Annotated in this window: 25 protein-coding genes and 2 pseudogenes; 10 read left to right on the forward strand and 17 right to left on the reverse strand. The window is 54.7% G+C overall.

The window, feature by feature from the left end; translation table 11 throughout:
• The 17 genes and pseudogenes from JNC80_RS18910 to JNC80_RS18990 all read right to left on the reverse strand — a co-directional run.
• Nucleotides 1–301 (reverse strand): annotated as a pseudogene (locus JNC80_RS18910) (transposase); the annotation flags it as partial.
• Between the two features lie 55 nt (nucleotides 302–356).
• Nucleotides 357–1,318: pseudogene (locus JNC80_RS18915) on the reverse strand (IS5 family transposase).
• Entirely contained in the window at nucleotides 1,308–1,520 is a 213-nt protein-coding gene (locus JNC80_RS20070; RefSeq protein ID WP_510186707.1) for a hypothetical protein, read from the reverse strand. The pseudogene JNC80_RS18915 and the gene JNC80_RS20070 overlap by 11 nt, the downstream one beginning before the upstream one ends.
• A gap of 166 nt (nucleotides 1,521–1,686) precedes the next feature.
• Nucleotides 1,687–2,697: an IS30 family transposase gene (locus tag JNC80_RS18925; RefSeq protein WP_376711286.1), complete on the reverse strand. Its 1,011-nt coding sequence runs from the start codon at nucleotides 2,695–2,697 to the stop codon at nucleotides 1,687–1,689.
• Between the two features lie 108 nt (nucleotides 2,698–2,805).
• On the reverse strand, nucleotides 2,806–4,104 hold the full coding sequence (locus JNC80_RS18930) for a Y-family DNA polymerase (protein WP_376711287.1): 1,299 nt from the start codon (nucleotides 4,102–4,104) through the stop codon (nucleotides 2,806–2,808).
• Nucleotides 4,101–4,526, reverse strand: a complete 426-nt coding sequence (locus JNC80_RS18935; protein ID WP_235923481.1) for a LexA family protein — start codon at nucleotides 4,524–4,526, stop codon at nucleotides 4,101–4,103. Before JNC80_RS18935 ends, JNC80_RS18930 begins: the two co-directional genes overlap by 4 nt.
• 167 nt (nucleotides 4,527–4,693) lie before the next feature.
• Nucleotides 4,694–5,008 carry a hypothetical protein gene (locus tag JNC80_RS18940; RefSeq protein ID WP_138787484.1) on the reverse strand — a complete coding sequence of 105 codons (315 nt, stop codon included), beginning with the start codon at nucleotides 5,006–5,008 and terminating at the stop codon, nucleotides 4,694–4,696.
• A 74-nt stretch (nucleotides 5,009–5,082) separates the two neighbouring features.
• Entirely contained in the window at nucleotides 5,083–7,269 is a 2,187-nt protein-coding gene (locus JNC80_RS18945) for a DotA/TraY family protein (RefSeq protein WP_376711288.1), read from the reverse strand.
• Nucleotides 7,270–7,271: 2 nt separating this feature from the next.
• The gene (locus tag JNC80_RS18950) at nucleotides 7,272–7,787 is read right to left on the reverse strand and encodes a hypothetical protein (protein WP_138787482.1); all 516 of its coding nucleotides are present in this window, start codon (nucleotides 7,785–7,787) and stop codon (nucleotides 7,272–7,274) included.
• On the reverse strand, nucleotides 7,784–8,899 hold the full coding sequence (locus tag JNC80_RS18955) for a conjugal transfer protein TraW family protein (RefSeq protein ID WP_138787481.1): 1,116 nt from the start codon (nucleotides 8,897–8,899) through the stop codon (nucleotides 7,784–7,786). Before JNC80_RS18955 ends, JNC80_RS18950 begins: the two co-directional genes overlap by 4 nt.
• On the reverse strand, nucleotides 8,899–9,477 hold the full coding sequence (locus JNC80_RS18960; protein ID WP_138787480.1) for a hypothetical protein: 579 nt from the start codon (nucleotides 9,475–9,477) through the stop codon (nucleotides 8,899–8,901). Before JNC80_RS18960 ends, JNC80_RS18955 begins: the two co-directional genes overlap by 1 nt.
• Nucleotides 9,474–10,208: a hypothetical protein gene (locus tag JNC80_RS18965; protein ID WP_376711289.1), complete on the reverse strand. Its 735-nt coding sequence runs from the start codon at nucleotides 10,206–10,208 to the stop codon at nucleotides 9,474–9,476. The genes JNC80_RS18960 and JNC80_RS18965 overlap by 4 nt, the downstream gene beginning before the upstream one ends.
• On the reverse strand, nucleotides 10,205–11,038 hold the full coding sequence (locus tag JNC80_RS18970) for a hypothetical protein (protein WP_376711290.1): 834 nt from the start codon (nucleotides 11,036–11,038) through the stop codon (nucleotides 10,205–10,207). Before JNC80_RS18970 ends, JNC80_RS18965 begins: the two co-directional genes overlap by 4 nt.
• Nucleotides 11,035–14,061: a putative type IV secretion/conjugal transfer ATPase gene (locus JNC80_RS18975; RefSeq protein ID WP_376711291.1), complete on the reverse strand. Its 3,027-nt coding sequence runs from the start codon at nucleotides 14,059–14,061 to the stop codon at nucleotides 11,035–11,037. The genes JNC80_RS18970 and JNC80_RS18975 overlap by 4 nt, the downstream gene beginning before the upstream one ends.
• A complete protein-coding gene (locus JNC80_RS18980; protein WP_138787477.1) occupies nucleotides 14,061–14,441 on the reverse strand; it encodes a hypothetical protein in 381 nt (126 codons plus the stop codon). Before JNC80_RS18980 ends, JNC80_RS18975 begins: the two co-directional genes overlap by 1 nt.
• A 16-nt stretch (nucleotides 14,442–14,457) precedes the next feature.
• Entirely contained in the window at nucleotides 14,458–15,030 is a 573-nt protein-coding gene (locus JNC80_RS18985; protein ID WP_376711292.1) for a hypothetical protein, read from the reverse strand.
• 10 nt (nucleotides 15,031–15,040) lie between these two features.
• A complete protein-coding gene (locus JNC80_RS18990) occupies nucleotides 15,041–15,547 on the reverse strand; it encodes a hypothetical protein (RefSeq protein WP_376711293.1) in 507 nt (168 codons plus the stop codon).
• Between the two features lie 221 nt (nucleotides 15,548–15,768).
• On the opposite strand from JNC80_RS18990, the gene JNC80_RS18995 reads away from it, so the two are divergent.
• The 10 genes from JNC80_RS18995 (at nucleotide 15,769) to JNC80_RS19040 (ending at nucleotide 22,676) form a co-directional block, all read left to right on the forward strand.
• Nucleotides 15,769–16,899 carry a hypothetical protein gene (locus JNC80_RS18995; RefSeq protein ID WP_376711294.1) on the forward strand — a complete coding sequence of 377 codons (1,131 nt, stop codon included), beginning with the start codon at nucleotides 15,769–15,771 and terminating at the stop codon, nucleotides 16,897–16,899.
• A complete protein-coding gene (locus tag JNC80_RS19000; RefSeq protein ID WP_138787473.1) occupies nucleotides 16,896–17,540 on the forward strand; it encodes a type IVB secretion system apparatus protein IcmL/DotI in 645 nt (214 codons plus the stop codon). Before JNC80_RS18995 ends, JNC80_RS19000 begins: the two co-directional genes overlap by 4 nt.
• The gene (locus JNC80_RS19005; protein WP_376711295.1) at nucleotides 17,540–18,646 is read left to right on the forward strand and encodes a DotH/IcmK family type IV secretion protein; all 1,107 of its coding nucleotides are present in this window, start codon (nucleotides 17,540–17,542) and stop codon (nucleotides 18,644–18,646) included. Before JNC80_RS19000 ends, JNC80_RS19005 begins: the two co-directional genes overlap by 1 nt.
• Nucleotides 18,643–19,923: a DotG/IcmE/VirB10 family type IV secretion system protein gene (locus tag JNC80_RS19010; RefSeq protein ID WP_376711296.1), complete on the forward strand. Its 1,281-nt coding sequence runs from the start codon at nucleotides 18,643–18,645 to the stop codon at nucleotides 19,921–19,923. The genes JNC80_RS19005 and JNC80_RS19010 overlap by 4 nt, the downstream gene beginning before the upstream one ends.
• Nucleotides 19,920–20,342, forward strand: a complete 423-nt coding sequence (gene icmT, locus JNC80_RS19015) for an IcmT/TraK family protein (RefSeq protein ID WP_376711297.1) — start codon at nucleotides 19,920–19,922, stop codon at nucleotides 20,340–20,342. The genes JNC80_RS19010 and icmT overlap by 4 nt, the downstream gene beginning before the upstream one ends.
• Nucleotides 20,343–20,578: 236 nt before the next feature.
• Nucleotides 20,579–21,250 (forward strand): AAA family ATPase, encoded by a 672-nt coding sequence (locus JNC80_RS19020; RefSeq protein WP_151652842.1) that lies wholly within the window; start codon nucleotides 20,579–20,581, stop codon nucleotides 21,248–21,250.
• The gene (locus JNC80_RS19025; protein WP_151652840.1) at nucleotides 21,247–21,666 is read left to right on the forward strand and encodes a hypothetical protein; all 420 of its coding nucleotides are present in this window, start codon (nucleotides 21,247–21,249) and stop codon (nucleotides 21,664–21,666) included. Before JNC80_RS19020 ends, JNC80_RS19025 begins: the two co-directional genes overlap by 4 nt.
• 4 nt (nucleotides 21,667–21,670) lie before the next feature.
• Complete coding sequence (locus tag JNC80_RS19030; RefSeq protein ID WP_376711298.1) at nucleotides 21,671–22,045, forward strand: hypothetical protein; 375 nt, start codon at nucleotides 21,671–21,673, stop codon at nucleotides 22,043–22,045.
• Nucleotides 22,046–22,084: 39 nt separating this feature from the next.
• A complete protein-coding gene (locus JNC80_RS19035) occupies nucleotides 22,085–22,390 on the forward strand; it encodes a type II toxin-antitoxin system RelE/ParE family toxin (RefSeq protein WP_376711299.1) in 306 nt (101 codons plus the stop codon).
• Nucleotides 22,383–22,676 (forward strand): addiction module antidote protein, encoded by a 294-nt coding sequence (locus JNC80_RS19040; protein WP_376711300.1) that lies wholly within the window; start codon nucleotides 22,383–22,385, stop codon nucleotides 22,674–22,676. Before JNC80_RS19035 ends, JNC80_RS19040 begins: the two co-directional genes overlap by 8 nt.
• Nucleotides 22,677–22,876: the final 200 nt, after the last annotated feature.

Below are 22,876 nucleotides of genomic sequence, written 5' to 3' on the forward strand. Positions count from 1 at the left end.
GACTGTTTCGATATTCGATCGGGCTTCGAGCGCCAAGTGATATCTTGATCCGCTTCTCGTTGTACCATCGAATGTAGCCATCAACTTCTTTGATAAACTGCTCGATCGTGGTCGACCTCCAATCACGAGGGTAAAAGAGTTCCGTTTTCAGCCTTCCGAGGAAGCCTTCGCATGCTGCGTTATCTGGAGAACACGCCTTGCGGGACATTGAGCGCACCAGCTTCGCATCACTGATCCTCGATAGCCAACCCGGCCAGCGATAGTGCGCACCGCGATCGGAATGCACTATTGGCCGCTCATCTGGGCCTTGTTGCAGGGATCAGAAAACAGGCGAGTGAACCCTACCCAGGGCATATTTATGCGATTCGTTGGAACTCTGGACGACCAAGTTCCGTCATCCGGTTGAGAACACGGACGCCGATCTTTGCCTCTGTTTTCTGGTTATCGAAGTTCCTCGCTTGGAGTTTTTGGCCGATCACGGTCTTCCATCGATCCATTTGTGTCTCACCACGGCTGCGCCGATTGTAGCCGGATGATTGCTGCCAGGCTGTCCGACCTTTGGTCTTAATCTCGGCTATATGACGATCTCGGACTGAGGGATTGAAACTGCTGTTTTAGGAGGAGGAATAATGACGTCCACATTTGCCCCAAAGCGTGCCACCAGAAGATTATGGGTTGACGCTCCTTCATAAGCACCATCCGCAATGAACGTATCAACGGGGCCATCCACTTGGTCCAGAAGGCCGGGCAAAGCTGTCGGGTCGCCAACATCATCTGTTGTCAGATCGGAGCAGATAATCATGCCGCTGGCGAGATCGAGGCCGAGATGAAGTTTGCGCCACTTTTTGCGTTTAACTTTGACTTTGTGCTTGTTTTCCAGCCATTCGCCCGCACCGAAGATCTTTAATCCTGTGCTGTCGACCACCAGATGAACCGGCTCCCTGTTTGTGGAGTGATGCTTTGCTGAAGGCAATACCAATCCTTTGCCACGGCGTGACAAAGTGGAAAAATCCGGCACAGCAATATCAATCCCCATCAGCCGCGCGACAGAGCGCATCAGACCTTGGGTCTGGCGCAGTGGTAGTTGATAGACAACGCGCAAGGTCAAGCACAGTGTAATTGCCAGATCCGAGTATTTGGGCTGGCCACCGCGAGATTTCCGGCGTGCCGCAAACCACAAACATGACGCCGCCTCACTCGCCCATATGGTCAAATCACCACGGCGACGCAGGCTTTCATTATAGACTGGCCAGTTTGTTACCTTAAACTTCTGTTTGGGTATCTTGTCGCGTCGCTTGGCATTAAACTTATGCGGCATCAACTGTATCCTGAGAAGGTAAACTGGCCCTGCATATCAGCTCATCCGTGATCCATGCAACAATGCCCATCCGATGAACCTGGCTGCGACTGAGGCCAAGCAGCGCCGCTGCCTCCACCACACGAAGCTGATTATCTCTGATTTGCTGAACGGTCTTCAGCCGGTTGAGTTCTTTCTGCGACATCGTGATCAAACAAGACATGACGGCTCCCATCCGCTGTTTGCTGCTGAAAGCCCAGTCTTCCTTTCCGCGTTCGATTTGAAAAGGGCAAGAGATGCAAAAAATGTCGCATCTCTAAATTGCCCATGTGTCGCATCTGTATATTGCCGTGTGAGGTCATGCTGAAGCGCGACTTTTCGGTTTGAGTTTACGCAAAACGATGTCTGTTTGCGAAGAGTTTCTGCCGAAAGACTTCTGCAGGTGTTTTGTACCCTAAACATTTGCGCGGTGTATTGTTGAGGCGATGACAGATGAATGCGAGGTCTCGATCACTGAGGGTAAGTGGATCAAGGTCTCGGGGGAGCCAACGTCTTGTGCGTCTGTTGGTGTTTTCAACGGTGCCTTTCTGCCAGGGTGATTGCGGATCACAAAACCAGATTTGCGACCCTATCCCATTCTTCAGATAAGCCCATTCTGTGAACTCAGTACCACGATCAAACGTAATCGATCGGCGGGCCATTTGGGGCAGGGGCTGGAGTGCTCTAATCACACCTTCCATCAACGGCTTTGATTGACGATCATTATTGCGCAACAAAACCGTGAAGCGGCTCACCCGCTCGACCAGAGACGTTACATTGGCGTTGCCAAACCTCTTGCGAAACTGGATAGTGTCGCCCTCCCAATGGCCGAACTGCTTGCGCCTGGCAACCATGTCCGGACGATAAAGGATGCTCAGTTCTGGGGGAAAGCGGCGTCCATGATGACGCCGGGCATGACGTGGGCGTCGTTTGGCGCGACGTTCCGGCAGATATTTCCAAAGCTCTTCTTTTCGACCGTCGGTGGAATACACAAACTGATAGATTGTTTCGTGACTGACAGAGATGGGATGTTGCTCCAACCGCATTCTCCCGGCAATCTGTTGCGGCGACCATCCATCGCTGATCTGATCGATCACGGACTGCCGTAGCTCATCATACCGGATGAGCTTGCGTTGCTTCGAACGCCGCTCGCGGCATTTCTGGTCAGCAATCGTACAGTAATAGCCGTTTAAATCCTTAATCTCATCATCGTTAAACCGATTGCGTTTCAGTTCACGAAAAATCGTCGAGCGGTGCCTTCCAAGCTTCGCAGAAATAACATCAACGGAAAGCTTTGCAGCGCGCCAGCGGGCTATTCTACGGCGTTCATCCAAATCAAGATGCGAATAGGTACGGTCCATGACGAGTTCCTTGCATTGGATAACTCATTGTTATCATTTGCAAGTCGCACTTCAAACTAGAACCCACCCCCGTTATACAATTGGATCGCGTAATATTAATTATGGAACTTACGATTGTTCTTTGCTGTTATTGAAGCGTTCCGTTCGTGCTGTCGGCAGCTCTTCGAACCGCGTCGTGTAACGTGGTGATTGACGCTCAAAACGCGCCTGCCATTTTGCCTTCAGACCATTCGCCGCCGGCGCTAAAGCGCCACGGCCGAATCTGGAATTGACCGCATCGAGGGCGGTCATTAGGCGCGCAGACTTTTCCCGATCCCTTGCGCCAAAGAGCGGCCGCGGGGCAGCCTTAGCCGAAACGAGATCGTTCATAACGATGCCGGCTTTTGCATACCTGAAGCCGGGCTTGAAAATCCGGCGAGCTGCGATTTGCGCAGCGGCAATCAGATCCATCGTATCAGCGGAGCTCTCCGGCAGATGGACAACCGTTTGGGCAGAGTGCGCAGGATCACGTTCGTTGAAGCGAGACGTGTGCATGAAAACGAGCAGGTGCGTCGTTTCCAAGCCATGGCGGCGCAATTTCTCCCCTGCCCTTGTAGCGTAGCTGGAAACAGCTTCCAGCATTCCCGCCAGATCAGTTACCGGTTGTCCAAAGGATCGCGTCACAGCGCAGCCCTTGCGCTGCGGAGCGATGGTTTCCAGTGCGAGGCATGAGATGCCCTGTAGCTCGAATGCAGTCCCCTCACCGACTACGCCCATGAGCTGGCGAGCCAGTCGCCGATCCAGCTTTGAAAGATCGCCGGCGCTTTCGACGCCAATGCTCAGAAGCTTCCGTTCGGACGCAGCCCCGATGCCCCATACTTCGCCAACCTCGATACGATCGAGCCAGGCGGCGCGGTCATGGTCATTGGTTAGGTCGCAAACGCCGCCAAGACCGGGGTTTTTCTTGGCAACGTGGTTTGCGAGCTTCGCCAGTGTCTTTGTCTGACCAATTCCGACACAGGTAGGAATGCCAGTCCAGCGTTGCACAGTCGCTCGAAGATCTGCGCCGAAGCTTGTTCTTTGCGCTGGCGCGACGTGCGACACGTCGAGAAAGCTTTCATCGATCGAATAGATTTCAACTTCCGGCGACCATTGGCGATAGATTGCATTCAATCTGGCGCTCATGTCCCCATAAAGCGTGTAGTTGCTGGAAAACACCGCCACGTCATTATCTCGGCAGAGATCGCGGATTTTGAAAAATGGATCACCCATCCGGATTCCAAGAGCTTTCGCCTCGGCCGTCCGTGCGACGGCGCAGCCGTCATTATTTGAAAGAACAATGACCGGCCGGCGCGCCAGCTTCGGGTCGAAAACTCGTTCGCAGGAGCAATAAAAGGAGTTGCCGTCGATCAGCGCAAATGTCGTCATTTGCGCGGCCGGAGCCAGTGAATATTCGAGATTGCCACACCCCAAACTTCCACTTCAGCCAGCTCGGGGATCTCAAAGGTCGGCATGTCCCGATTTTCAAAAGTCAGGCGCGGCCGATCGCCTTTCAGGCTCAGCCGTTTCAGCGATCGTTCGCCGTGGACCGTCGCAACGACAATATCGCCGTCACGCGGTTTCACGCTGCGATCAACAATCAGAAGGTCGCCGTGAAATATTCCCGCATCCCGCATCGAGTGTCCGTCAACGCGCCAAAGAAATGTCGCGGGCGGGTTGCTGATCAAGAGTTTGGATAGATCTATAGTGTCGTCGATGTAGTCATCGGCTGGTGAGGGAAAACCCGCACACAGTCCATGCAACATAAGTGGAACCAGAACTTCGGCCTCCACCTTTAAGCCTATCTGCATAGAAAGTATCTCCTTTCACAAAGCTTAGAGAAAGGAACAAACAGGGAACACAAATGCCGACAAATATCAATCTAATTCTTATCAGCGCGACATTTTTGCCGTGCATTTTCCGCAGGCACAAAAAAAGCCCGCACTAGGCGGGCTTTCGTGTGTTTGAAGATCCGTTCTTATCCGAACGGGAGAAAATAGCGCCGGATCGCCTTTGCCAGCATGTTTGAGAAGAGCAGCAAAGTGCCAAATCCAAGCACCGCTGCGATCTCGTAGCGGTACGTGCCGGGTTCATTAATGAAGCTGTCGATAGCAGCCGGCGCAAATAAGGCAATAAACATAGCGATGGGTGCGAGAGTTAGAAGCACCGCGCGCGGAAAGGAAAAAACAAGGAGAAACGGGCAAAAAATGACCATCCTTACAGCTTTTTCGAGCCCCGTTAGTTTATGAGCCTCTACGTCCCGAATAGGGCGCAAATATTTTGGCATTAACATTTTGCTCCTCCATTCGAGCCGTTTCGATTATGCTATATACATCAAAATCGATGCTATTGTAACCCTGCCGTATTTCAGGGGCGTGATTTTGGCAACAACGCCGGCTTTGCTGACTCAACCGACCTTCCAAGATGCGCGGCGCTAGTAATTGCCGCAGTGTTAGCTCGCATGGCGGTATTTGCGTCAAGGTTATCGCCGATGTGATCGAACCACCTGAACACCCTGCCCGGAAATTCTGCAATCAGCGAGAACGAGCGTTCGAGGATCACAAGGTAGACGACCGCCATGAAGCCCATAACGACGAACAGACCAATGAACCATGCCATACTAACCATACTGTCGCCGACAAGAGCCTGAGCAGAGGTCAGTGCGTAGTAGAGACCGCCATTGATAAGAACGCCCATGATCCGGAAGAGGATCATCCCGAGCAGCAAGCCAAACAGCATCAGCACTGGCGTCAAGGTCAGTCCTAGAACCATCACATAGCCCCGTCGCGCCTGGCTTCCACCCATGCCCTTGCCTTCCATCGACAAGTGCGCGATCGCCCAAAGAGGCGCTGCAAATACAGCTTCCATGACAAGCAAGAAGAAGGCACCGATTCCGATCACCCAAATCACCATCGGAACCATTGGCAGTACGAATGCAAGGAACATTCCAAGCGCACCAATCCCGCTGATGATCCAGCCAACGAAGTTTGAAAGAACGGTAATGCCAGTTCCGACAAATGGAAACATCGCCAGTATGGACAGTGCGAGAATTGCCGCAGCAGTGTAGAATGTCACCTGATTTCCGAAGGTCACAAGACCAATCATCGGGTCGCTTGTCGAGCGCGTTGGATTCATGAATTCCAACGCTTCATAAAGAGATCCTGCAGAAGGCATCCAGTCCGAAATATCGCCGCCGCTATCTGCGAAAGCGACGCGCTCGTTGACAAACGCCTTAATGCCGCTTCGGGCGACGCTTTCATTCCACCATTCAACTGTCCCGTTGTAGGTGGCGGCTATCTGATCAAGGAATTTTTTTGCGTCTCCGTCGGCCGAGCCCAACAAATACCAGTTGTTGTCAGCATATTGCGAAGCAATCGAATTGCGTACGTTGCCGGACGGATTAGAAGCCGCACCGATCGCTCCACCCGGCGTCACCTTCGGTAAAGCCGTCGCAACAGAGTTCGAATCCGCCGAGAGGCGCGCGATGAGCTGATAATAAAATCCCGCCTGAAGCCATCCGCCATTTTTCAAATTGCCAGCCAGAGCCTGACTTTGTGAATCGCCAACCGGCGTGAGCTGAAGCGAGTCATCAGCCGTGGCAATGTCTTGGCCTGCCTTTTGCAATTTTTCGTCGCCAATATACTGCTTCAGAATGGCCGCATGTTTCTTGCGCCAGTCGTTGAGGTCCTTGCGAAGATCGCGATAGGCAGGAAGCGGTTCACGCTTGCTGGTGGCTTGTGCAAGCTGCGCCGCAGTAGTCGAAAAAGAGTCAGCCGTTTCCGTCACGGCTTTTGACATATCCTGAATGAAATCGTTATACGATTTGCCTGCCGCCTCGGCCAAGCGAGTGAAGCCGGTTGTCTGGCCCGGAAGCGAGACAATACCGCACGCACCATAAGAGTTCGGCAAGCTGTAAGCCATTTGCGGGACGCCCGAAACAGTTTGCCATGAGCCGCGCGAAACCCCATCAAGGCCAGAGCCGCCTTTCGCGACTTCGAGATTATAGACGGCTTGGCACAGTTCAGCTCGCCAGAGGGCCTGCAAAAATTGGCCGTCGAGCTGATCATAGTCCCCGCCCACAACCGGAATGCGCTGTTCGACTATAAGATCGACCGTCTCATTCCAGAAGAAGCTTGCCGTCGCAGTGCTGACATTGACCATATAGGCAATGCCATGCTGCGCGGTGTTGTAGCCGGTTGGCATCGGGATCAGCGCGGCGACCGCCAGAATGGTTCGCAGAGGAACCCACATTGCCGAGTGACGCCGGCCGAGGATTTCGCCCTCATGTGCCGTCTCTGTCACGCCTACAACCATGTTGTAGATGAACAGCAGGGCGGCAATCGCGAAAAACAGAACGTTGAAATTCGCGATCAGGGCCGAAACAAGTGTTTCGTTATTCGGCCCGCTGAAAAGCGGCCCGAAGATCATATTCAGAAACGAGTTGGTGCGCGCATCGCCCTCGCCCTTAATAATGTCGGCGATGTTGATGTCATCTGCATAGGCTGCGCCCGTAGAGACAAACGAGAATAATGCGAATAGCGCCACCCGCTTCATGATTAATCGTCCTTAGTAAGGATCTGCATATTGGAAGGCAGACGATCGATGAAGTAATCGCGCACAGATCCGACACGACCTTGCCGGATCTGCCACGCCCTGAAATCAGCTTTCATCGCGAGCGCGAATGTGACGATCGCCACAAGACAGCCCCCGATCAAAAGATAAAAAGATGAGTAGCCAAGCACGAAAAGGAGCGGGATCGAAGCCAGCGCAATGCATCCGGCCACCATGTAAATGCTTGAATCCCGATCCCACGCCGCAAGAGCCGCTTCGATCTCTTTCGAGGTCAGCCCTTGGCTCAATTGGTGGAACCTGTCGAGCCCGCCATCGATGTAGCGATCTCCAAAGCTTCGCTTGTTTAAGCGACCAGATGGCCGCAACTCGTCGATCGTGTTTTGCACGTTGTCAGCCGCATCTTCAGCAGCTTTCGAGGCAACGTTGAAGAAAACCCCGATGCCGAATGCGCGTTTGATATTCCAAGATGCAAAACGACGAGTGCGACCTTCTTTTTTCAATTCGACGCACTCGCTGTTGTTACAGTGGTACGGCTGTCGCGCTCATCGAGGCTGTTGGACAGAAGGGCAGCGATAGCTGAAGCCTGCCGCCGTTCCAGATTAAATCGCATCCAGTCGACATGCAGGTTCAAAGCCTGCGTCAGAAGTTGTTCGCGCTGCACAGCAGCCGGCGACATGCCCGCCAGCTCCTGATGCCATTCCGGATTTGTGAATCTGGAACGCACGAAAATATCAACAGCCTGCAATTCGGAAACATGATTGCCGACCTCGTAGGGATAGGATTCCGTTACGGCCGACTTCGCCCAATTGGCGAGCTCCTGCCCACCGGTGGGTGCGGCTATGTCGCCAAGATAGCTATAAATCGCGTGGGCGGCCGACCGCCTGGTCGCATCGACCTGACGAGCGGCCACCTGCGCCACCCCCGCCGGTGATTTCATTTCGGCCTGTGTGATCGGCTTTGGCGGGATCGGATCAACCATGTTGTTGATCATCCGCACATATGCCTTCGATATATCCCCATCAGACGTATCGAGCGTGATTGCATCGGTCAAAAGCCGCACATCAGAAGTCGGATCGGCAAGGCCACCGACATTTTTGAGCTGGTCGCGATCGGCAATGATGGAATTGGCAACAGCCAATCCACCTTCAGCAACCGGTTTGCCTATGGCTTCATTGCCGTAAGACCAATTGCGGGACGCATTGGCAACGTCGTTTCCACCATAGCCGGCAACCCCCTGCCCTGACTTTCCGATATTGAAGATGCCGGAAAGATCGAGACATGCGGAAGCCGCAGGATCATAGCGGCCACCTTCAGCCGCAGCGCGGGCTTTCTGGCGCTCACGGATGGTTTCGGCCATCTGCGCCGCATCCTGCGTGCGCGTGTTCGCTTCGATCGCCCTGTTCTGATAGGCGCTAAGCTGCGCAACGCCTTTCAGAATGGTTTGGGTGATCTGGTTGCCCACATCAGTAGTGTGCGAATTGATGTTTTCCTGCGCACGATAGACGATGTTCTGCACCCCGCCACAAGAACATGCTGCCATTGCAGCGCTTCCGAGTGTGAGGGACGCAAGGGCAGTGCCGGCGAAAAGCAGTGTTTTGGCGAAAGTCTGCATCACAGGCTCCCCGGTCCGTAGAGATTGTTGTAGTGATCGTTCAGCAGAGAGCCGTCATTCTCACGACGCCCCGAATTGCCGACAGATGGTTGCTGTAAATTCAGCGAGCCGCCGCTGTAATTGTAATCCAGCGTTGGCACGTTTCCGCCACCCATGCCGCCCGGAAGCTGCAACATATTGAAGGATGGAAGCTGAAGCGCTGATTGAAGCGGTTCAGTCACCTTGTTCCATTGCTCTTGAGCATAGGAGCAAATTTGTTGCTCGGCATTGGAAAGCGCCGATTTGAAAAGCTGGCTCAGATCCGGCACCTGAATTGCGAAGTCGAGATTTACCTGCATCAGGTTGTCGAGACACCCAAGGGAATCCAGCGCCGGCGGCTTTTGCAAAGCCGCCTCATGGCGCTTCACTTCCTTGTCGATGCCGGAACGAATGGCTTCCACCAGATTGATTTTTACAGTGTCAACGCAGCCTTGTCCGCTGCCCTTGAAGAGCTGTTCGATCTGATCGGCCGAGGCTGGTGTTGCTGACAGGATCACCGAGGCAATCCCGCACAGCGATAATTTGCGCAAAATGCTCATAGTGTCGCTTTCTCTCCTTGGAATGGCGGGATCTCTCGAATGAGGATCGGACGCTTTGTGCCGATGCCCGGAAAGCCCTCAGTTCTGTCGTACATTCCCCCGCCAGCATCGCCGCCCATTCCGCCGTCAAGACCAGCAAACGATTGGCCGCTCATCGAGGCCATACGCTTCAGAATGTGATCCTGAAGCTCCGCGTAGCTCTTGAAGCCGTTCGCGGCGAGATATGAGGCTGGCAGTGCAGCAGGATCGAAGCCGCTTGCCACCCAATTGTTCAGCGCGCCTGCCCCAAGAAAATGCGCAGCGCCGAGCAATCCATCTTGCGTGATCGTAACGCCGTTGATTGTCTGCCCGACAAGACCGCGCGTCTGACTGCTCATCGCTGACCAGTTACGCGCGGCAAGCTGCATGTTTGCCGAGTCCTGAAGGGCAGCGCCGGCGCTCGAATATCGAAGGTCGTTCAGATTGTTGACGCCCGCAGCGCGCGCCTTATCCGTTGCAGAATAGTTCGACCAATCGCCCCTTGAGCCGCTTCCGTTGTATTGAAAATAGCCCAAGTTCTGCCATGTACCGGCAGTAATCTGGTATCGACCGACAGCAGATCCGCCATTGCCGTTGAAGATCGAATAAGAGTTGCCCCCTTCGAGCTTCGAGGTGTTTTCGTTATAGTCGGCCAGCACCGCGACCGGCAGCATGAAAAGCGCGCATAGAGCGGCAATCAGTGAACGTTTCATCGCTTTTGCCCCGCAACGGTAATCTTCATAGGTGGAATGATCGAACGGGGCTCCCTATCGCCAAGCGAATAGGTCGCCACGCCGTTTTGTGTCGCGACCTCGATCAGATGCCGGTCGTTTTCATCGCGTTGATCGGAGACCGCAAAATCCGGCCCCCAAGCTTCGAGAATGTCGATGAGCTTTTTGTCGCCGTCGAGGAACACCACAGGGCAGGCGGAATTTCCGCAGTAATAGTCGGAGGTGACGATTATCGCGACTTCCTTGCCACCCTTCAGATCGACGTCGATTGAAGCCACATTCGGCGGAACCAGATCATCAGAGCCGGCTTGAAAGCGCTCTTGCAGGGCTTCCGTTGCCGCCTTCAGCTCGTCCTCGGTGGGTGTGCGCTCTTGCTGGTCTTGTGGGATTGGCTGCGCCATGTAGGCGGCACCTGACCATTTCCAGAGACGCTTGCCGTCATAAAGCGGCTTCATGCCAGTAGCGGATATTGCGCCAAGGCCGATTGTTTTCCCCGGAACCCGCCAGACTTCCAGCCATTGCTTGTCGTCATAATAAAGCGCCGAGACAAAGCACCCTGTCGCGCACCCCCTCGCCTCGCCAAGCAACACAACCATCTGATCAAAGTCATCAGTCGGTTCTTCCAGCCAGACCCGATTTGCCTGCACAACACGGTAATCGCGCCCATACATTTTACGAGCCGTTGCCGTGGCTTCCGGTTCCTGCTTCGAAAAATCGATCGTTTCCGTGACCAGATCGTCGAGGCTGGATTGAGCCGATACAGATGTGGTCATGACGCCTGCCATGAGTGCGGCTGTAAAAAATTTGATCATGATGCATCCTTGAGCAATTCGTCGGCGAGCTGGCGGATAGCGTTGCCCCGTACTTTGTCATCGACCGCCACGCCACGATCTTCAAAATCGGCCAGTCGCCGCTCGATCGTGTCTTTGGCAGAGCCGGAGGGGAAACGCCTTGCAAGCAGTCGGCGCGCGGCTTTTGAGCCAAGCCCTTCATAAAGCATGGCCCGCAGCGCCGTATCTTCCGCAGTGGTGGACAAAGCCCAGATCTCAATCGGCCCGAGCTGGTTGAAAACATGCTGAACATAAGTCCCAGATTTCAGTTTCAGCATTGTCAGAAGCGGGGCGCCCTTGCCCTGAATAGGCCCGCGTAGGCCACGCATTTCATCCATGACCGAGGGCGTCAGATTGTAAGTCGCCGCAATCTCGCGAATGGATTCTTCCGTAGGGACATTGCAGAACCAGAAATTGTTCGACAATTTCTGGATGCTCATGTCGAAATCTTCCATGAGCTGCGATGCCAAAGTGATTTGGACGCCGGCCTTTCGGCCCAGGCGACCAAAGTTGACCATCTGTTCGCGGAAGCCTTCAAGCCCCCCGGTCAGGTGGTATTCATCCACACACAGACGCTTGCCCATCTGCCGGTTGTTTTCGATCCGCTGAAGATGATAGGTGCGAACCTCTTCCTTCAGATCACGATCCTTGACCTCATCAGCATCAAGCCAGAAATCGGAGGTCAGCGTTTGAAGCGCCACCATGTACATTATTGCAGTCTGGCGCTTTGCGTGAGGGCCGGTTTTCGATGTGACGCCTGCCAGATCGAAAGCGATAATGCGGGCGTTCGACACGTCAAACCGTGTAGGGCGTGCAAGGATCGGGTAATCACGGCAAGCGGCCGTCACCATGCGCTGAAACGCTTTCAGCACGTCCTCGCCAGTTGGCGCTTTCATGTCGCGGAAAGGTTCGCGCACAATCTCGGAATTGGAAATGTTCACAAGATCCGCGATTGTCGGAACAGCATAGCGCTGCGCTAATGCCGCTTCATGGTAACGGCCTGTGGAAAAGAGGTAATCGGTGATCTCGAACCACGTCGTCGCGGAATCGACCTCAAATCCAAGCTCATTCAGAGCTGCATCGACTTCAAAGGAATCCGATGCCGAATAACGCTTCGGGTTGCGGCTGTCGCTGAAATATTTGTACGCCTCATCAATGGTCGCGCCAGCCAATGCGCTGATGCCGTCATAGGTAGAATCCTGCCCGTCAGGGGTGCAGATCAGGCAGAGCAGATTTACCAGATATGCCCGCTCGTATTCAAACGGAGTGCGCATGCACAGTTGAAGATCGAGCGGATTGACGGAGTATTGTTCTGACATCATCAGACGATGGAAAACCGCCTCATGACGCCGATGGACTGGCAATGAATCTCGAATAAGGCTGATCAGCCCCGAAGAAGAAGGGCCAATGTCGATGATGGAGATGCGGGGCAAAAGCCCCTCATTCGATCGACTACGGCCAGACTGGCGAGAGAGCGCCACGCCAAGATTGACCGAATTCATCAGAACCGATTTGCCGGAACCCGGCGTTCCGACAATCAGATCTACCCAACCGAGTTGCTTGGATGATCCCGGCTGATACGGCCATAGCTTGCCATCCTTGGTGCGGAACATGACCGCGCCCTGTTGCCAAGGGCTTGCCGGTCGCGCGATCGGAGCCAGAGCAAATGCATCGGCAAGGCTTGCAGCCGCTGCCGGAGCAGTCGATTGCGCGTTCAGCCCAAGCGTGGAGGACATGACGCACTGCATGGGATCACCCACCAGTGCGTCAGTCTGGCAGTTCCCCCACCGTTCAACAGTTCGCCGCAAGGTGGCAACATGCCTTTGCAGCGTTTCAAGCTGAGACTTCGGCGCCCACGCCGAAAAAGAGCAGCGCCAGCGTACAACGGTATCATCAGCCCCATCATCCTGCCGAAGCTTGTCAAACGCGCGCTTAATGCGCCCGTTTGGAATGCGGGCAGTCCACGTCATCATGTTGGTGTAGGTTTCCTTGAAAACCTGCCCCTGAAATCCGCCTGAATCAATCAGCATCGACATGCGCCACGAAATGCGCTGATCGCTGTCGAGAATTCGCCTGATCAGGTCATTGAACTGAACGACGACTTCAGGCCCGAGCGTAATATCGAAGCCGGAAAAGATCGTATCGCCAAGCTGGACGGTTGTCTGATCGATAATCTCGCCATGCTCGTTCAATAGCTGGCGGGCAAGAAGCGGCCAAAGATGGTTCGATACGTCGCTCTTTTTCAGCTCCTGCACCGTGGCCGGCATGCGCGCGCGCGCGTAATCACCCGGAAGGATCGCTTTCCAGCGTTCGCCGGTGATCAGATATTCCGGATTGAGAACGCCTTTGATCTGCGCCAGAGCGTCATGAACTTCCAGAGGCTCGATCTCGATACCGACAATATCGGCCTCACGAACCATCGCCTCGCAAAATGAACGATGCCTTGTCACCAACGCATCTGTCGCAAGAGCAGGCCATTGCGCATTGCGCATTTGCGGAGCGCCCTGCATTTCCTTGCGCATCTTTTCGGAGCTGGTCTTGGCTTCCTGTCGTGTCATCAAAGTAGGACGTGACCAAAGCGCCATGAAACAGCGTTCGCCGGTGAGCCTTTCAGGCAGAAGCCGGCGTCGCTCGTCAATCAGATCCTGAATGTCCAGTCCCGTATCGGCCGCAACACTTTCCGTGACCGCAAGCGCACGGTTAATGTCGGCCGCGCCAAGTTCAGGCGTATGAGCAAACCAGAATTGCAGGGAATAGCCCGGCGTCCCCAACTGAGAGCTGAAAGCAAGGCGGAGATCCGACACCGCCTTGCTGATTTCATTCTCACCGGGCATGGATCGGAAACCCTCAAGGCGAAACAGCGTCACCAACGATCCATCGTCGGCGACCAAAACGTTATCGCCTTCGGTCGTCACCAGACGGCAATAGCCATCCAACGACTTCCGCAGCGCTGACCGTCCAATAACGGCGGCCAGCGAGTCCAGAATTCCGATCCCCGCAGCCATCAGTTGATCGACCGCAATGTGCCGTCAACAGACGTGGTTTCAGCGCCCGAGCCAAAGAAGGTCGTCACGCCCATGCCGAGAAATTCCGGCACGGCGATGAAAAGCGCCGCAGCAACGCCATACCAGATGGCAGTTGCAGGACGGGTTGAGGGATCGTGCGGGTTTCTTTGGTTCTGGACGAGCTTGTTGATCGCCAGAAGCGCAAAAATCACGCCGATGATGAATGCGGCAGCGCCAAGAAAATCACCAGCCGGACCAAGTGTATCATTGCGCACATTGGTCAGAACATCACCAAGCCCGCCCGATTGTGCGAAAGCAGCAGTCTGATATGCCACTGTCGCAGTCAGAACCGACGCCGTTTGTAACCAAGCTTTCTTCATGCTGTACTTTCCTTTTTCAGCCGAGAACCAATTCTTCGATGTATCCAACGAACATCACGATATTCATCGCAAATGTTCCGCCGATAAGATGTGCTACGCCAAACCCGGCGAGGCCGGGTTGAGGCCATTTCACTGATTTGTTGAGCAGAAACAGGCCGCGGATAAAGCCGAGCAAACCGATGAATTGCACGATCCGAAGCAAGGCGATCAGAACAGTACGTGCCTGTTCATGATCGAGAGGGGCGAGCATTTCGGGAGCGTAAGCAAAGATCTCCGAAGCAGCGACGGTTTCCTCCACCTGAAAGAAGGAAACCAGAAATGCCGATATGATCGAGGACAGGGAAATCAGCATGACGGCGGTGATCAGGCCGGCGATGCCGACCCACCGCCCGTAATCATGCATGCCGTGAAGTTGTCCCGATGCCGCCCGTTCGCTGGCGCGTGTAAAATTGCCGATCGAAGCGATCGCCAAGCCTATGCCAATGATGAAACATGTCGCGGCGACTAGCGCCTGCGCTGGCGGGATCAGGTCAGCAAGACGCTGCACCAGTCCAACAAGTCCGTTCAGCGCTTCTCCGTTTCCTCCCATAAGAGCCGTATCACTGCGAAGACGCAGCGCCCTTCTCATTTAGACGGTCAGCTTCCGACGCTTCCGCAACCTGAGCAGGCTTGGCCTGTGGCACAGGGGGGGCCTTTTGCCGTGGCGTCACGATCTGGTGACGGGCATTGCCCATGACCGGTTGAGAATCCGCATCTTGTGGATCAACATCACCATCGAGCGCATAATTCGCTTCTTCAGGCTGCAAGAGCTGCATGATGGCCTGATCCTTCGCCTTCAGCTCCCGCAAATGGCCGATGATCGTATCAACAACGCCGTTCGGCGCTGTGAGCGTGTCAATCTCATCGCGCAACGCCTGATTTTCCGAACGCAAAAGCGACACCTGATTTTTTAGGTATGCAACATCGGAGTTTAGCGTCGAGGCAGGCTTTAAACGGGCAGTTGTGGTCGCATCAGCTTTGTCAGTCGATGCGTTCCCCGATAGTGAATAAGCAACAATGCCGATAGCCACAACAAATGCACCCACTAATACAGATCGGATAATCATTCCGAAATCCGTGTCGGCAAATGCAGATCGAGTTCTATTGCTGTCATATTGCGATATATTCATGCTGAACTACGACTTTCCGCCGGTAAAAGCCTCACGATCTGTTGTCGATTGTGGCCTTTTGGGGGTGACAATGAGACTCTTTATGGCATATTCATTTGAAAATGCAATATATAGCATAACGGGCTTTCTGGCTCGCACAGGTAAAGGGAAATGCGGAAATGATTGTCCACAGAATGCTCCTCGCCTCATGCGCCATCATCGGTTTTGCGCCATCGGCGAGTGCAGAATTGAACCTTTGGCAGCAGAATTTTGTCGGATGCTCTGTCTCATCCTCGCCATACACAACGCAGGTTCTTTTTAAGGACGCTGGCAAGGTTCGCCCCCTGATGCAGGTCTCGGGCCTCACTGCATGGGCAGTTCCAACCGCAGACGGCGGGCAGGAAATTGCCCTGACCACACCAGACGGCCTTACAATTTATGGGCGCATAGTCGGCCCGCAGGGCGAGGACATATCGGGCGCACTTCTGGCAACAACCGCTACTGTCGAGCCAGAAGCATCACCCTTCGATCCGCCTAAGCCTGCGCCCCCTGCCCCGCAGGCATCCATAACTCAACCGCAGCCAGTTTCCCCGATACCTTCAGCCCCTCAGCCGCCACGCCCGCCAGTCGAGGCACAGGCAACGCCATCTGCACCGAAGTCGGTGCCGCAGGCCGCACAGCCAGCGCCAGCACAAGCGCAAGCGGTAAATCCCGCGCCGCCACAACAGGTCGCTTCGATAGGCTCCGAAACCGTTCCGAATGTTCCAAAAGCTGGCAGTGTCGATGAGCTTATGCAGCAGGCACAGGACTTTGCGATGTGGTTTTCGGTCAACAAACCGAAACCGGGAGCCCCGCTTGTTTATCTCTTTGTCGATCCAACCTGCCCGCACTGCGCGTTTTCCTTCGAGCATCTTACGCCAAGCATCGACGACAATTCCATTGATCTGCGTGTCATCATGGCTCCTATCCTTTCGGCTGAATCCGCACAGATCGCCGCGTCGATCATGCATCAGCAAGATATTGGAGCTGCATTGCGCGGCCAGCTCGCATCCGTCATCGGTTCCGGTTCGCCTGCACCAAAGATCGATCCAGCCTCTTTTGACCCCGATGTCGTCAAAGCCATGCAACGCAACGTGGACTGGATGCGTCTCAATGGCGTGCCTGGCACTCCCTTCTATCTCTATAAAACGAGCGATGGCGCGCAGTTCGCCTTTGGAGGTCTTAAAGATTCTCAGCTCAGCGGGATCTTGCCAGCCGAGCAAACAACACCGGCCGCGACCGCCAGCACAGCGGGAGCAAATGCCCAATGAGCCAGTCTCCGGATTACGGTCAGCTTGAGACCGTTTTGATGCGCGCCGATGTTTACAGAACGGCTTATCGCCGTATGAGCATCGTCGCCCTTGCATTGCTGGTTGTGACAGTCATCGCCGTGTGTGCCGCCGTCAGTCTGGCGCTGACCAGACCAGAACCCCGCTATTTCGCCACTACAACGGATGGACGGATTCAACCCCTCATTCCGCTTGATCGGCCGCATTTGAGCGCGGCAGAGGTTTCGACCTATGCCGCCGAGGCGGTCACATCGTCCTTCACATATTCCTTCGCCACCTATCAGCAGGATTTTCAGAGAGCGCAGCAATATTTCACCAAACCGCGGGGCTGGAATTCCTTTGTTGAGGCAATCCAGAAATCCGGCACCCTCGATCTGGTCAAAAATCGCCGCCTGAACACAACAGCGATCGCGCAGCGCGCGGTCATTGTCCGTGAAGGCGTCGGCGCGAATGGCACCTATGAATGGATCGTACAGATGCCGGTTCGCGTGACTTACCAGTCAGCGTCCGAAGTAACCGGACAGAACCTCATGGTCACGGTCACACTGCAACGTCTGCAAAGCTACGAACACCCGCGCGGTGCGGCTATCTCCCGCATCATCGCTGCCCCCGGAGGTGCCTGATGAAACGGATCGCTGGCAATATCGCCTTTATACTGGCCTTGAGCGGATCTGCCCTTGCTCAGCAAGCAGCGCAACCCGCGCCGGAATACTCAGCTCCCCATCCAGAAGCTGCCGCCGAGCTGCCGCCCCAACAGTCGCATGACGGACAGCCTCAACAGAACGCGCAACCGGCACAGGCCGGCGAGCATCAAATGCAGCCGTCTAAATATGGCGAAGCGTCTCCCGGTCACGCAGAGCAGCGCCAGCCCCGACAGGCGCCAAATGTTCCTATCATCGGCGCGCGCCGGCTGATGGAATCTTTGTCTGACCTTGATCGGCCGTTGTCTCCCGAAGAGATCACGGCCTATGGCGCGACTGTTCAGAGCCTTATGCCTATGTCGCCCGAGATTATCCGCGACTATCGCCGCAGGGTCGATGAAAGCCAGAAGGCCGCTGCAATGCCGCCAAGCGGCTTCAGGGCGAAGCCTATATCGGACGCGGTTCGCATGTCCCTGAAATCCAATCAGTCATTGCAGACGCTGTTTACCTCACCGAACACAGTTTCGGTCATGGCGTTCTATGACCGAACCGGCAAAGCATGGCCGATCGCAAGCTTTGTCGTTGGACGCGCCGATTCATTTCAGGTCTATGCCCTGCAGGAAGGTTCAAATCAGATTGCCGTCACCCCGCTCGTCACGCACGGCTATTCCAATCTGATCATTTCGCTCGTTGAAGAAGATCGTCCGATCGTTATCAACCTCGAAACGAACGACACCAAAACGCATTTCCGCCGCGACATTACGATTGAGGGCTATGGCCCGAATGCATCCGTCTCTCCGACAGAGGTTGCGGTCAAAGAGCCGCCTTCAAACGGAACCATGATGGCATTTGCTCAAGGTGCCGATCTGCCGAGATCCGCAATCAAGCTCGCGACCTCAGATAGCAATGTGGAAGCGTGGATGCTCGATGGCTCCTATTATCTGCGCACCACAGACACCTACACGTCGCCCTCGCCGCAATCCATGCTGACCGGCCCAGGCGGTGTTCATGCCGTTAGAATTAAGCCCTCCCCCGTTGTGCTGATTTCACGCAACGGAACGATTTCCAGAGTGAGGATAAGCCAGTGAGCGACGACAAGGACAACAAGCCCGACAGCTCAGAGCGCGAAGATGCCGCGCCGGGTCTTGCCGATGCTGCCGCGATCAATCGCCCGAGCCGCCGAAAAGGTACTCGAATGCAGACCTATGTTGTGGTCGGCCTCCTTGCCTGTGCGGTCGGATATGTCGGCTATTCCATGATGAAGCAGAATAATCTTTCTTCATCACGCATTTCGCGCGGCCCGAATGTCGATGGTACGCCAGCAGGCCAGCAGCAGGCGGACTCCCAACGTTATCAGCAGTCGCTCGATACCGTTAATCAGGAAGGCGCACAAAGCGCTCAGGATAGCGGTTCAAGCTTCCTTGCCACGCCGGACGAACCCTTGCGTAACGTCGATGAAGTCCGCGACGTAATGAAAGATCCAGTTCCGCGCCAGCGGCCAATCGCTCCGGCCAATGAACAGCCTGTTCAGCGTGTCGATAATTATACGCCTGATCGCCGGCGAGCGCTGACGCCCGACGATTACAGCGACATCAACACACTTGCCGGTGCAATGGCGAGCCAGGCGGCAAGCCTGACCTCGCAGTGGTCGCCTAAAGGCTCCGTCAACACCATTGTTCTCAATCAGATGCTCTATAAAACGCCCGAGCAGCGCAAGGCCGAGGCCGAGCAGGCGCAGCAAGCCGCAATGTCGGGCATGGGTGGCATAGTCGATGGTCAGAACATGATGATCAGCGCCGGTCAGACCGTATTCGCGCGCACCGTCAATGCATCAGATTCCGACACCCCCGGCCCTGTCGTGGCTGAAATCTTTCAGAAAGGCCCGCTCTATCGAACCCGTCTTCTCGGTTCTTTCCAGCAGAACCGCAACACAAACGCCCTAATTGTCGAGTTCAACAGGCTTGTGATGCAGGATGGAACCGAGGTTCCAATATCCGCTTATGCTGTTGATGGTGCAAAAGGCTCCATCGCCGTTACATCAGGCGTCGATCGCCGCTGGCTTGAAAGATATGGCCCTCGCCTCGCCGGCGCTTTCATTGCCGGTCTTGGTCAGACTATGGCGCGGCCAAGCCAGCAGGTTATTATCGGCAACAACACGACAACCGTTGTCGATCGCAAGACAGAGCTGAAAGATGCCCTTTATGCCGGTGCCGGTCGCGTCGGTGAGCAGCTTGCGAGTGAAATCGAAAGCTCAGCTCCTAAAGGGCCATTGGTCAAACTCGGCAGCGGTTACACGATCGGGATTCTGTTCATGCAGGGCGTTCCTGATATTGCAGCCCGTCGCAATTCGATTGCTACGCGATGAATGAAACCGAACATGATGACGGAAACCGCTTCAAGAAGCGGATTCATTGGCGGGACACCATGCGTGAGCCCCGCCTTGTCATCTTTGATGCCCGCGTCGTTTTCTTTTTTCTCATTCTTGCTGTTCATCTAAGAGTATGGACAGCGATATTGCTTGTATCGGCAATGCTGGTTTTCTGGCTGGTTGAGCGTGCCGGCTATCGCTTTCCAAGCGCTATGCGGGCAATCAGAAGCACCTTTGCCGGAACCCACCGCCCTGCCTTCTATCAGCGTAATTACCGCGAGGCGGTTGATTACGGCTTTGAGTTCCGAAAGATGCCCTCCCCTACCCCTGTCAAGACGCCACAATCGCCCCCTGTCTCCAAGGAGAGCGATCCAGAGGTGGAATCATCGGTGTCTCTTCCTTTAGCTGCCGAATAGCTCAGCGGCTTCTGTATGCTAATAGGACAGGAAGCGTATGCTATACGAAAGGCATATATATGGAAAACGTTTCCAATAGGTTTTATTTAGGTAAACCATAATAAAACGTATTGTAATTATTTTTGTGACGTTTACCATCCGTTTAACATTGGCCGATAAAATGTAAGCTAAAGGTATGTCATACGTTTCGTGTGGGAGTGCCAAACGAAACCAAATCGTTTCCGGAAGGTTTATAAATGGCTGTCGTATCGTTTATGACAACAAAAGGCGGTGGTGGGAAAACCACAAGCGCCATCATCCTCGCATCCGTCCTCGCAGAGCAGGGCGCGAGTGTCTGCATGATCGATGCCGATCCCAATCAGCCACTTGTCGATTGGATCAAAAATGCAGAGCATCCGGACACCCTTACGGTTATCGGCGACGTTCATGAGGACAACATCATCGAGACAATCGAAGAACAGTCCGCAAAAAATATGTTCGTCATTGTGGATCTTGAAGGCTCGGCAAACCTGTCCACCGGTTATGCTCTCACACAAAGCGATTTGATCCTGATTCCGCTTCAGCCTTCAAAGCTCGACGCGAACGAAGCCGCAAAAACCCTCAAATTCATTCTGCGACAAGGCAAGAATGTCGGCCGGACAATGCCGGCGAAAGTGTTTTGGGCGCGCGTTCCCGCCGCCTATGTCACCCGCACCGCCAGAGACATAGGCTCGCAGTTCGAGGATGCTGGCATCAGCTTCCTCAAAACAAGCCTTGTTGACCGTGAAGCCATCCGCGGGATCGTCAATCACGGCAAAACGCTCGAAAATCTCACTAACGATCTCGTTCCATCGCTCGATAAAGCCAGAGCCAATGCAGCGGCCTTCGCCGAAGAGGTCATATCAAGTCTGAAGGAAACACGCTCATGAGTGATAAGCGCATTATTCTCGATCTGGATGAATTCAAACCAGAAGCCAAGAAAGCCGATCCAGCCGCAAAAGCATCCGTCGAGCAGGTGGCGAAGGATTCCGGATTCGTAGCTCGTCACGCTCCCGAAGCAAAAAAGGAGGCTCCGGCAAAGGCGAAAGAACCAAAAATTGTTGCGCCGGAAATTGTTGATGATGGAGAGCCAAAAAGGCGGGGGCGAAAGCGCACTACCAGTCGTAATACGCAATTCACCGTCAAGCTGAAGGTCGAAACAAACAACCAGATCTATGATTATGCCGAAATGCTCGAATGCTCGGCAATCGCCGAAGTGATCGAACTCGCATTGGGCGCACTGCAAAGCGAAATAGAACAGGGCATCAACCCACGCCTGCGCGCAGCACAGCAGGCAGCAGAGTAAAGCCATGACCCGTAACGGGGCAGGGCAGTCACGTATAACGGTCAGGGACAATCTGCGCCGTCCGAAAATGTCGCGGCGAATTTACGCCCGGCGAGCTGCGCTCACCGGACTCCTGATCGCCGCGACATTCTTCTGTGTCATTCTGCAATCAAGAGTCGGAACAAGCATGGCTATTCCGATCGCAGGGCTGGCAATCGCATTCGCCGCAATGTTCGCCGCGCCTGTTGCCGAGGCAACGGCGCGGCAATCCATCATAAAGCTGCCAACAAAGGCCGCAGGCCGTTGGCTTGCCTTCTTCATCCTTCTGGCCGCTTCGCCAATCCTCGCGCCCCTGGCGCTCGTCTTTTCGACCGTCCAGTTCCTCAGATCAGCCACATAAACATTGCAAATCTGTAGTTTTTAGACTACATATGCGCGGATGATAGAACTTAGGCAGACGGCGACTTTCGCCAAGTGGGAAAGCCGCCTGCGAGACAAGCGTGCAAGAACCATAATCGCAGCGCGACTCATGCGCTTGGCCGAAGGCTTGCCCGGAGACGTGGAGCCGATAGGGGAGGGCGTCAGTGAATTGCGGATTCATTACGGCCCCGGTTATCGCGTCTATTTCCAGAAGCGCGGCAATATCCTGATCGTGTTGCTGTGCGGAGGCGATAAAGGTTCGCAGGAGCGCGATATTGCCACCGCCAAAAAGCTCGCAAAAGAGTGGAGTGAACAAGATGGCTGAAAAACTGACCGCTTATGATCCAGCCGCTGCATTGGTCGATGATGAAGAAATCGCGGCCTTCATGGCAGATGCGTTTGAAACTGGCGATGCAGCATTCATTGCAAAAGCGCTTGGAGTCGTAGCCCGCGCAAAAGGCATGAGCGAAATTTCCCGCAAAACAGGGCTGTCACGCGAACAGCTCTATCGTTCCTTCAGTGAACGCGGAAATCCAACCCTGAAAACAACATTAGCTGTCATGCGCGCCCTTGGGGTCGAGGTGACGGCAAAAGCACACCCGGCACCATAAGGGCGTCTGCCTTCGGCACCGCGCTCTATTCGCCGGCACTATCGGCCAGCTCACCGAACCAGCCTCGCCGTTTGCCAGTCTCCACAACGCTATGAACGGTCTTGGCATCCAAGCCCGCCCATCCGCTGCTACGCCAAGGCTCACGTCAAGCCCGTTTCGGCCCATAGGGTCACGATCGACTGACGCGGGAAGGGCGGCGC

Origin of the sequence: Pseudochrobactrum lubricantis, assembly GCF_041929865.1 — a bacterium.
Classification (GTDB): domain Bacteria; phylum Pseudomonadota; class Alphaproteobacteria; order Rhizobiales; family Rhizobiaceae; genus Pseudochrobactrum; species Pseudochrobactrum saccharolyticum.

Excerpts from the sequence above, each read along its gene's own strand:
- JNC80_RS20070 (WP_510186707.1), bottom strand. The coding sequence starts at position 1,520 with ATGTCTTGTTTGATCACGATGTCGCAGAAAGAACTCAACCGGCTGAAG.
- JNC80_RS18940 (WP_138787484.1), bottom strand. The coding sequence starts at position 5,008 with ATGTTAATGCCAAAATATTTGCGCCCTATTCGGGACGTAGAGGCTCAT.
- JNC80_RS19005 (WP_376711295.1), top strand. The coding sequence starts at position 17,540 with ATGAAACGGATCGCTGGCAATATCGCCTTTATACTGGCCTTGAGCGGA.
- JNC80_RS19040 (WP_376711300.1), top strand. The coding sequence starts at position 22,383 with ATGGCTGAAAAACTGACCGCTTATGATCCAGCCGCTGCATTGGTCGAT.
- JNC80_RS18945 (WP_376711288.1), bottom strand. The coding sequence starts at position 7,269 with ATGAAGCGGGTGGCGCTATTCGCATTATTCTCGTTTGTCTCTACGGGC.
- JNC80_RS18985 (WP_376711292.1), bottom strand. The coding sequence starts at position 15,030 with ATGGGAGGAAACGGAGAAGCGCTGAACGGACTTGTTGGACTGGTGCAG.
- JNC80_RS19000 (WP_138787473.1), top strand. The coding sequence starts at position 16,896 with ATGAGCCAGTCTCCGGATTACGGTCAGCTTGAGACCGTTTTGATGCGC.
- JNC80_RS18990 (WP_376711293.1), bottom strand. The coding sequence starts at position 15,547 with ATGATTATCCGATCTGTATTAGTGGGTGCATTTGTTGTGGCTATCGGC.
- JNC80_RS19025 (WP_151652840.1), top strand. The coding sequence starts at position 21,247 with ATGAGTGATAAGCGCATTATTCTCGATCTGGATGAATTCAAACCAGAA.
- JNC80_RS19030 (WP_376711298.1), top strand. The coding sequence starts at position 21,671 with ATGACCCGTAACGGGGCAGGGCAGTCACGTATAACGGTCAGGGACAAT.
- JNC80_RS18975 (WP_376711291.1), bottom strand. The coding sequence starts at position 14,061 with ATGGCTGCGGGGATCGGAATTCTGGACTCGCTGGCCGCCGTTATTGGA.
- JNC80_RS18935 (WP_235923481.1), bottom strand. The coding sequence starts at position 4,526 with ATGCAGATAGGCTTAAAGGTGGAGGCCGAAGTTCTGGTTCCACTTATG.
- JNC80_RS18995 (WP_376711294.1), top strand. The coding sequence starts at position 15,769 with ATGATTGTCCACAGAATGCTCCTCGCCTCATGCGCCATCATCGGTTTT.
- icmT (WP_376711297.1), top strand. The coding sequence starts at position 19,920 with ATGAATGAAACCGAACATGATGACGGAAACCGCTTCAAGAAGCGGATT.
- JNC80_RS18955 (WP_138787481.1), bottom strand. The coding sequence starts at position 8,899 with ATGCAGACTTTCGCCAAAACACTGCTTTTCGCCGGCACTGCCCTTGCG.
- JNC80_RS18970 (WP_376711290.1), bottom strand. The coding sequence starts at position 11,038 with ATGATCAAATTTTTTACAGCCGCACTCATGGCAGGCGTCATGACCACA.
- JNC80_RS19020 (WP_151652842.1), top strand. The coding sequence starts at position 20,579 with ATGGCTGTCGTATCGTTTATGACAACAAAAGGCGGTGGTGGGAAAACC.
- JNC80_RS19035 (WP_376711299.1), top strand. The coding sequence starts at position 22,085 with ATGATAGAACTTAGGCAGACGGCGACTTTCGCCAAGTGGGAAAGCCGC.
- JNC80_RS18925 (WP_376711286.1), bottom strand. The coding sequence starts at position 2,697 with ATGGACCGTACCTATTCGCATCTTGATTTGGATGAACGCCGTAGAATA.
- JNC80_RS18930 (WP_376711287.1), bottom strand. The coding sequence starts at position 4,104 with ATGACGACATTTGCGCTGATCGACGGCAACTCCTTTTATTGCTCCTGC.
- JNC80_RS18965 (WP_376711289.1), bottom strand. The coding sequence starts at position 10,208 with ATGAAACGTTCACTGATTGCCGCTCTATGCGCGCTTTTCATGCTGCCG.
- JNC80_RS18960 (WP_138787480.1), bottom strand. The coding sequence starts at position 9,477 with ATGAGCATTTTGCGCAAATTATCGCTGTGCGGGATTGCCTCGGTGATC.
- JNC80_RS18980 (WP_138787477.1), bottom strand. The coding sequence starts at position 14,441 with ATGAAGAAAGCTTGGTTACAAACGGCGTCGGTTCTGACTGCGACAGTG.